Source organism: Streptomyces prasinopilosus, from assembly GCF_001419695.1.
GTDB classification, from domain to species: domain Bacteria; phylum Actinomycetota; class Actinomycetes; order Streptomycetales; family Streptomycetaceae; genus Streptomyces; species Streptomyces prasinopilosus.
Genome location: NZ_LIRG01000918.1, coordinates 1 through 6,601 on the forward strand (window position 1 = coordinate 1; position 6,601 = coordinate 6,601).

The 6,601-nt window shown below is 73.5% G+C and carries 5 protein-coding genes and 1 pseudogene; 4 read left to right on the plus strand and 2 right to left on the minus strand.

The window, feature by feature from the left end:
• Positions 1–622 (plus strand): annotated as a pseudogene (locus AOK18_RS28455) (hydrolase); the annotation flags it as partial.
• Between the two features lie 30 nt (positions 623–652).
• Here AOK18_RS28455 and AOK18_RS28460 read toward each other — a convergent pair.
• The gene (locus tag AOK18_RS28460; protein ID WP_055696185.1) at positions 653–1,438 is read right to left on the minus strand and encodes an IclR family transcriptional regulator; all 786 of its coding nucleotides are present in this window, start codon (positions 1,436–1,438) and stop codon (positions 653–655) included.
• Positions 1,439–1,508: 70 nt separating this feature from the next.
• Between AOK18_RS28460 and AOK18_RS28465 the strand changes: the two genes are divergently transcribed.
• Genes AOK18_RS28465 through dmpG form a run of 3 tightly spaced genes read left to right on the plus strand, consistent with a single transcriptional unit; the run spans position 1,509 to position 4,318 of the window.
• Positions 1,509–2,312 carry a 2-keto-4-pentenoate hydratase gene (locus AOK18_RS28465; protein ID WP_055696186.1) on the plus strand — a complete coding sequence of 268 codons (804 nt, stop codon included), beginning with the start codon at positions 1,509–1,511 and terminating at the stop codon, positions 2,310–2,312.
• Between the two features lie 39 nt (positions 2,313–2,351).
• Positions 2,352–3,314: an acetaldehyde dehydrogenase (acetylating) gene (locus tag AOK18_RS28470; protein WP_055696187.1), complete on the plus strand. Its 963-nt coding sequence runs from the start codon at positions 2,352–2,354 to the stop codon at positions 3,312–3,314.
• A complete protein-coding gene (dmpG, locus tag AOK18_RS28475; protein WP_055571748.1) occupies positions 3,311–4,318 on the plus strand; it encodes a 4-hydroxy-2-oxovalerate aldolase in 1,008 nt (335 codons plus the stop codon). The genes AOK18_RS28470 and dmpG overlap by 4 nt, the downstream gene beginning before the upstream one ends.
• A 611-nt stretch (positions 4,319–4,929) precedes the next feature.
• On the opposite strand, the gene AOK18_RS28480 is transcribed toward dmpG, so the two are convergent.
• Positions 4,930–5,832 carry a TIGR03619 family F420-dependent LLM class oxidoreductase gene (locus AOK18_RS28480; protein WP_055696188.1) on the minus strand — a complete coding sequence of 301 codons (903 nt, stop codon included), beginning with the start codon at positions 5,830–5,832 and terminating at the stop codon, positions 4,930–4,932.
• Between the last annotated feature and the right edge of the window lie 769 nt (positions 5,833–6,601).

Consider the following 6,601-nt stretch of genomic DNA (forward strand, 5'->3'; position numbering starts at 1 on the left):
TCCGCCCGCCGGCGTCCCGGCACCCCCGGCCGTCACCGAACCGGAGCAGGCCGGCGGAGCCGGAAACGGAGAGGGAGCCGGGGCGGGGGGTGGCGGTTCCGGGGAGAAGGAGACCGAGGCACCGGAGAGGACCGCGGCGGCCGCCGTCCTGCGACTGGCCGCGGAGGATCCGGGCGGACGGCACATCTGCTACCGGGTCTACGCGGCGGGCCAGGGCTGGACCGACGCCGTGTGCGACGGCGAAACGGCGGGCGCGGCGGGCTCGGGGACACCGCTGAAGGCCGTCAACATCGCCGTGTCCGGCACCAAGGGCACGTCCGGCGGCGCCTTCGTCCCCGACCCCGCGTCGACCAAGGGCGAGGGGCACTTCCCCGATCCGTGGTCGAACGCCGCCGACGGCATCGACAACTACGTCGGCAGTACCGAGGAGGACGCCCCGGACCTGATGGGGTTCACCGTCAACGTCGACGGTGGCCGCGGTGCCGTCTGCCAGTCCACCTACGTCCACGACGACGCCTGGCTCTCCCTGGCGTGCGACGAGCCCGGGACCGGGTACGACTTCACCTACGCCGGTACCCACGACAACGCCTTGTGGATCGAAGCGGTCAGGCTCACGGTGTGATCCGAACCGTCCACCGGTCAGCGCCGCCGGTCAGTGCCCCCGGCGTGCCAGTGTCGCTCCCAGGGCCGTGGCCGCCGCGCGTACCGCGTTGGCGTGGGACTCCGGGCGGAACCGTCCCACCGGGCCCGTGACGCTGATGGCGGCCGCCGCCGTCCGCCCGTCGGGGGCGAGGACCGGCGCCGCCACGCACAGCAGGCCCGGGGTCGACTCCTCCACCTCGTACGCGACCCCCGTCTCCACCGCCCGGGTCAGCTGTCCGCGCAGCAGGCCCGGCGCGACGACCGTCCGCGGTGTCCGGCGCTCCAGCGGGCCGTTCAGCACGGCGGTCCACTCCTCCTCGCCCGCGTGGGCCAGGAGGACCTTGCCGAGCGCCGTGCAGTGCATGGGCATCCGCCCGCCGGTGCGCGAGGGCGCCCTGGCCTGGCGGTGCCCGCCGATCTTCGCGATGTACACGACCTCGTGTCCCTCCCGGACCCCGAGGTGCACCGTCTCGTGGGTGCGCTCGTAGAGGTCCTGCAGGAAGGGCATCGCCAGTTCGAGCAGCGTCCGCTCCGCCGCGGCCCGCAGCCCCAGCTCGAAGAGCCCCCCGGAGAGCCGGTACCCGTGCGCCGTCCTGTCCAGCAGCCGGTGCCGGACCAGGTCCCCCGCCACCCGGTGCACGGTCGCCTTCGGCAGGTCCGTCCGCCGGACCAGCTCGGCGAGCGGCAGCACGGAGTCCGCCGGGCCGAAGGCCCTCAGGATCGCGAGCGCCTTCCCCAGCACCGTGTCGCGGTCCCGGACGGGGCCCTCACCGCGCTCCTCCGGTCGAACCTCCATACGAAAGAGCGTACCGCTGAGTGGAACGCAACCGTGGAGCCGGCTTCCGCCATGCCGCAGATTGGGCGCCATGGCACAGACTCACCCGGCTGTCCCCGCCGACAGCGTCGCCGCCGCCGCGGCCCGGCTCCGCGAGGCGGCCGCCACCGGCGTTCCCACCGTTCCCGTACGCGATCTGATCGGCCGCGACGACGTCGAGGCGGCGTACGCCGTGCAGACCCGGCTCGCCGCCGAGCGGATCGAGGCGGGCGCCGCGGTCGTCGGCCGCAAGATCGGCCTGACCTCGGCCGCCGTCCAGCGGCAGCTCGGCGTCGACCAGCCCGACTTCGGCTTCCTCTTCGACGACATGGAGTACGCCGACGGCTCGGTCGTGCCGGCCGGCGCGGTCCTCCAGCCGCGGGTCGAGGCCGAGATCGCCTTCGTGCTCGGGGCCGACCTGGCCGAGGGTCCCCTCGACCACGACCGGGTCCGCGGGGCCGTGGACCACGCCGTCGCCGCCCTCGAGATCTGCGGCAGCCGCGTGGCCGGCTGGGACATCAGCTTCGGCGACACCGTCGCGGACAACGCCTCCGCCGGCGGCTACGTGCTCGGCTCCCGGCGGGTCCCGCTCACCGATTTCGACCCCGTCGCGGCCGAGATGACCCTGACGATCGACGGCGAGACCGTCTCCACCGGCACCGGCGCCGCCTGCCTCGGCGACCCGGTCAACGCCCTCGTCTGGCTCGCCCGCCGGTCCCGCGACCTGGGCTCGCCGCTCCGCGCAGGCCAGGTCGTCCTCTCCGGCGCCCTCGGCCCGATGCGCCCGGTGGCGCCGGGCGACGCCGTGCGGGCCACTGTCACCGGCCTCGGCACGGTGTCGGTCACCTTCTCCTGACCCCCCTCCTGGCACCCCTCCCCCCGGACAAGGAACACGATGAGCAAGACGAAGGTCGCCGTCATCGGGTCGGGCAACATCGGCACCGACCTGATGATCAAAATCATGCGCACCGCGCAGCACCTCGAGATGGGCGTCATGGTCGGCATCGACCCGGCCTCCGAAGGGCTCGCCCGCGCCGCCCGCCTCGGTTTCGAGACGACCGCCGAAGGCGTGGACGGGCTGCTGAAGTCGCCGCAGATCGACGAGATCGGCATCGTCTTCGACGCCACCTCGGCCGGCGCGCACCGCTCCAACGACGAGAAGCTGCGCCCCCTCGGCATCCGGATGATCGACCTGACCCCGGCCGCCGTCGGGCCCTACGTCGTCCCGGCCGTCAACCTCGACGAGCACCTCGGCTCGCCCAACGTCAACATGGTCACATGCGGCGGCCAGGCCACCATCCCCGTCGTGGCCGCGATCAGCCGGGTCGTGCCGGTGGCGTACGCCGAGATCGTCGCCTCGATCGCCTCCAGGTCGGCCGGGCCGGGCACCCGGGCCAACATCGACGAGTTCACCGAGACCACCTCCGCCGCGATCGTGGAGGTCGGCGGCGCCCGGCGCGGCAAGGCGATCATCATCCTCAACCCGGCCGAGCCGCCGCTGATGATGCGCGACACCGTCCTCGCGCTGGTCGCCCTGCCCGAGGGCGAGGACGGCGAGACCGTCAAGCGGCAGATCACCGAGTCGGTCGGGAAGATGGTCGCCGAGGTCTCCGCCTACGTTCCCGGCTACCGGATGGTCCAGGACGTACAGATCGGCGAGATCCCGTCCGACCAGCCGGTCGAGACGCTCCTCGCGGACGGGGAGGGCCCCCGGCCGACCCATCAGGTGTCGGTCTTCCTCAAGGTCGAGGGAGCGGGCATGCACCTCCCGGCGTACGCCGGGAACCTCGACATCATGACCTCGGCCGCCGTGCGGATGGCCGAGCGGATCGCCGCCGCGAAGGAGACCGCGAAGTGAGCACCGAGATCTTCGTCCAGGACGTCACCCTCCGGGACGGCATGCACGCCGTCCGGCACCGGATCACGCCCGACGACGTCAAGCGCGTCGTGCTGGCCCTCGACGAGGCCGGTGTGGACGCCATCGAGGTCGCCCACGGCGACGGCCTCGCCGGCGGCTCCCTCAACTACGGTCCCGGTTCGCACACCGACTGGGAGTGGATCGAGGCCGCCGCCTCGGTCCTGAGGAACGCCCGCCTCACCACCCTGCTGCTGCCCGGGGTCGGCACCATCGACGAGCTGAGGCACGCCTACGACCTGGGGGTCCGCTCGGTGCGCGTGGCCACCCACTGCACCGAGGCCGACATCTCCGCCCAGCACATCGCCGCCGCCCGCGAGCTGGGCATGGACGTCTCCGGCTTCCTGATGCTCTCCCACATGGCCGAGCCCGCCGAACTCGCCCGGCAGGCCAGGCTGATGGAGTCCTACGGCGCCCACTGCGTCTACGTCACCGACTCCGGCGGCCGGCTCACCATGAACGACGTCGCCGCCCGGGTCCGCGCCTACCGGGACGTGCTCGACCCGGCCACGGAGATCGGCATCCACGCCCACGAGAACCTCTCACTGTCCGTGGCCAACTCGGTCGTCGCGGTCGAGAACGGCGTCCGCCGCGTCGACGCCTCACTCGCCGGGCACGGCGCGGGCGCGGGCAACTGCCCCCTCGAGGCGTTCGTCGCCGTCGCCGACCTGTCCGGCTACCGGCACCACTGCGACCTGTTCAAGCTGCAGGACGCGGCCGACGACATCGTCCGCCCGCTCCAGGACCGCCCGGTCCGCGTCGACCGCGAGACCCTCACCCTGGGCTACGCGGGCGTCTACTCCAGCTTCCTGCGCCACGCGGAACTCGCCGCCCGCCGGTACGAGGTCGACGTCCGCGACATCCTCATGGAGTGCGGCCGGCGCCGCCTGGTCGGCGGCCAGGAGGACATGATCATCGATATCGCCCTCGATCTCGCCGCCGCCTGACAGGGACGGCCCGCGGCTCGCGCGGCATGAGGCGGACCGCCTGATCCGGCCGCGGGCCCCGGGCGTTCCCCCACCTCCCGGGGCCCGCCGGGGTTCTCCGGTCAGGCGGGAGAACGGCCCGGGGGAAGGCGTCGTCACACTCCTGCCGACCCGCGTGAGCGCGCGGCGGGAGGGGGTGGGGCGGCGCCTCCGGGGCTTCTGCCGCCGCTCCGCATGAGGACCACTTCACGCACGGGTGCCGCCGTGTCGCCCCTCTCGGGGGTGATCGGGCGAGGGGGCCGTCCCTGAAGGGCTGGTACCTGTGGGGCGGCACCCGCACCCCCAGCGGCGTCTTCCACTCCTGGCGGACCGACGCCCTCGCCTCCGGCACCCGGTCCCCGGTCCCCGGTCGACCGGAGGCTCCACACCGATCCGGTCAACGCCGAGCACCGCACCATCGCGCCCCCCGCGGGACCCGAGCACACCCACCTCCCGGCCCGGTGGGGCGCCCCCGCCCGGAACCGGCTCAAGTCGTCCGGCCACCCGTCCCGTTACGTCCGTCACGCCGACTGCACGGCCCGGATCGACGCCTGCCCCAGCGGGCTCGGCGCGGCGGGCTCGACGCTGTGGGATCAGCCGTTCGCGACGAGCCGGAGGATCTTCCGGGCGTGCTCGATGGATCCGTCGACGGTGTCCACGTCGTACATCGAGTCGATCACGAAGTGGTCGATGCCCGTCCGTTCGTGGACCTCCTTGACGGTGTCGGCGACCCGCTCCGTGCTCGTACCGGCGTCGATGTTCACCCGCAGCACGGTGTCGATCGCCCGGGGGTCGCGGCCGGCCTGCCGGGCCAGCTCGTCGAGCTGCGAGCGCTGCGCGACGAGCCCGTCGACGTCGACGTGACCGGGGACGGCGATCAGCGGCAGCCAGCCGTCACCGCGTCGGGCGACGCGGCGCAGGGCGCGTTCGGACATCGCGCCCAGGTAGAAGGGCGGACGCGGTTTCCGGGCCGGCTTCAGCGGCGAGTGGTGCTCGGGCACGGAGAGCTGCGCGCCCTCGTACCGCGCCGGGTCGGTGGTCCAGATCGCGTCGAGGGCGTCGAGCAGTTCCTCCATGCGGGCACCGCGGCGGGTGAAGTCCGCTCCGGCCGCCCGGTACTCCTCGGGGGACCAGCCGACCCCGAAACCGGGCAGCAGGCGTCCGCCGCTGACCAGGTCGATCGTCGTCAGCGACCGGGCCAGCTGGACGGGCGGGTAGAGCGGGGCGACGAGGACGTGGGAGCCCAGCAGCACCCTGCTGGTCGCAGCGGCGGCGATACCGAGGAGGACGAACGGGTCCGCCGCGGGGTTCAGTTCCTCCGGGATGGTGTCGCCCCGTCCTCCGTATCCCACGGTCGGGCGGACCGCGGCCAGGTTGCGGTCCCCCACCCACAGGCTGGCACCCCCGGCTTCCTCGATCGCGGCGGCGAACGTGTCCGTCCGTGCGATGCCGTACGCCTGGCGGTGGAACTGGGGGAGGGCGAAACCTATCTTCATGCCGTCCTTCACACTGTGTCGCCGCCGGGCGGGGCACTCCGGCTCCGCACCGGCGCGATCATCATCGGGCGGAGTTCACCTTAGGCAGATCCCTGCCCCTTCAACATGCGGCGCGCCGTGTGGAGTTGGCCCGATACGGACGGTGCCGGGGCGCCCACTCCCCGAGGGTCTCGAAGGACATCGCGCAGGCCCGAGGCGCGGAATCCCGCGACCCGGTGGCGCGGGACGGGGAAAGGCCTTGCGCCGGACGGGACGGCGGGACCGCTCCGTCGCGCTCTGCTTCGCCTGCCGGAGTCATTTCGTCCGGCGGGGGTCCCGCGCTCGTCCGCGGGATCGCCGGCCGAGGGCCGCGGGACCCGGGCCGACGCGCTCTGGACTCCGCGGTCCCGATGGTGCGGGGCCGGGGACGGGTGCCTTGCCGGAAAGCGTGAGCACTCGGCGGGCATGTGTCACGCAAGCGCTCAGAAGAGCGGCATCAGGACAGCGGCGGCCGAAGTGTTCACGCTTCGGGAAGGGCGCGTCGCCCCCGGGGCACAGGTGCCTGAGTTGCCCGGGGGCCGGCCACCGCCACCTCGATCGTGCGCCCTCCGGATGCGCGCCCGAGGGCCGGACCGGGAGTTCGGCGAAGCAGCGGAAGCGCTTCGTCCGCCGCTCCGTACGGCTCCCGGCGCAGCGGACGGCACGCCCTCACGTCATTCAGCCTCCGACGCGAACCGCACGAACCTTCCCCGGCTCTCACGGCCGACGGCGAGAGCCGGGGAAGGTTCGT

Excerpts from the sequence above, each read along its gene's own strand:
- AOK18_RS28465 (WP_055696186.1), top strand. The coding sequence starts at position 1,509 with ATGGCACAGACTCACCCGGCTGTCCCCGCCGACAGCGTCGCCGCCGCC.
- AOK18_RS28460 (WP_055696185.1), bottom strand. The coding sequence starts at position 1,438 with ATGGAGGTTCGACCGGAGGAGCGCGGTGAGGGCCCCGTCCGGGACCGC.
- AOK18_RS28480 (WP_055696188.1), bottom strand. The coding sequence starts at position 5,832 with ATGAAGATAGGTTTCGCCCTCCCCCAGTTCCACCGCCAGGCGTACGGC.
- AOK18_RS28470 (WP_055696187.1), top strand. The coding sequence starts at position 2,352 with ATGAGCAAGACGAAGGTCGCCGTCATCGGGTCGGGCAACATCGGCACC.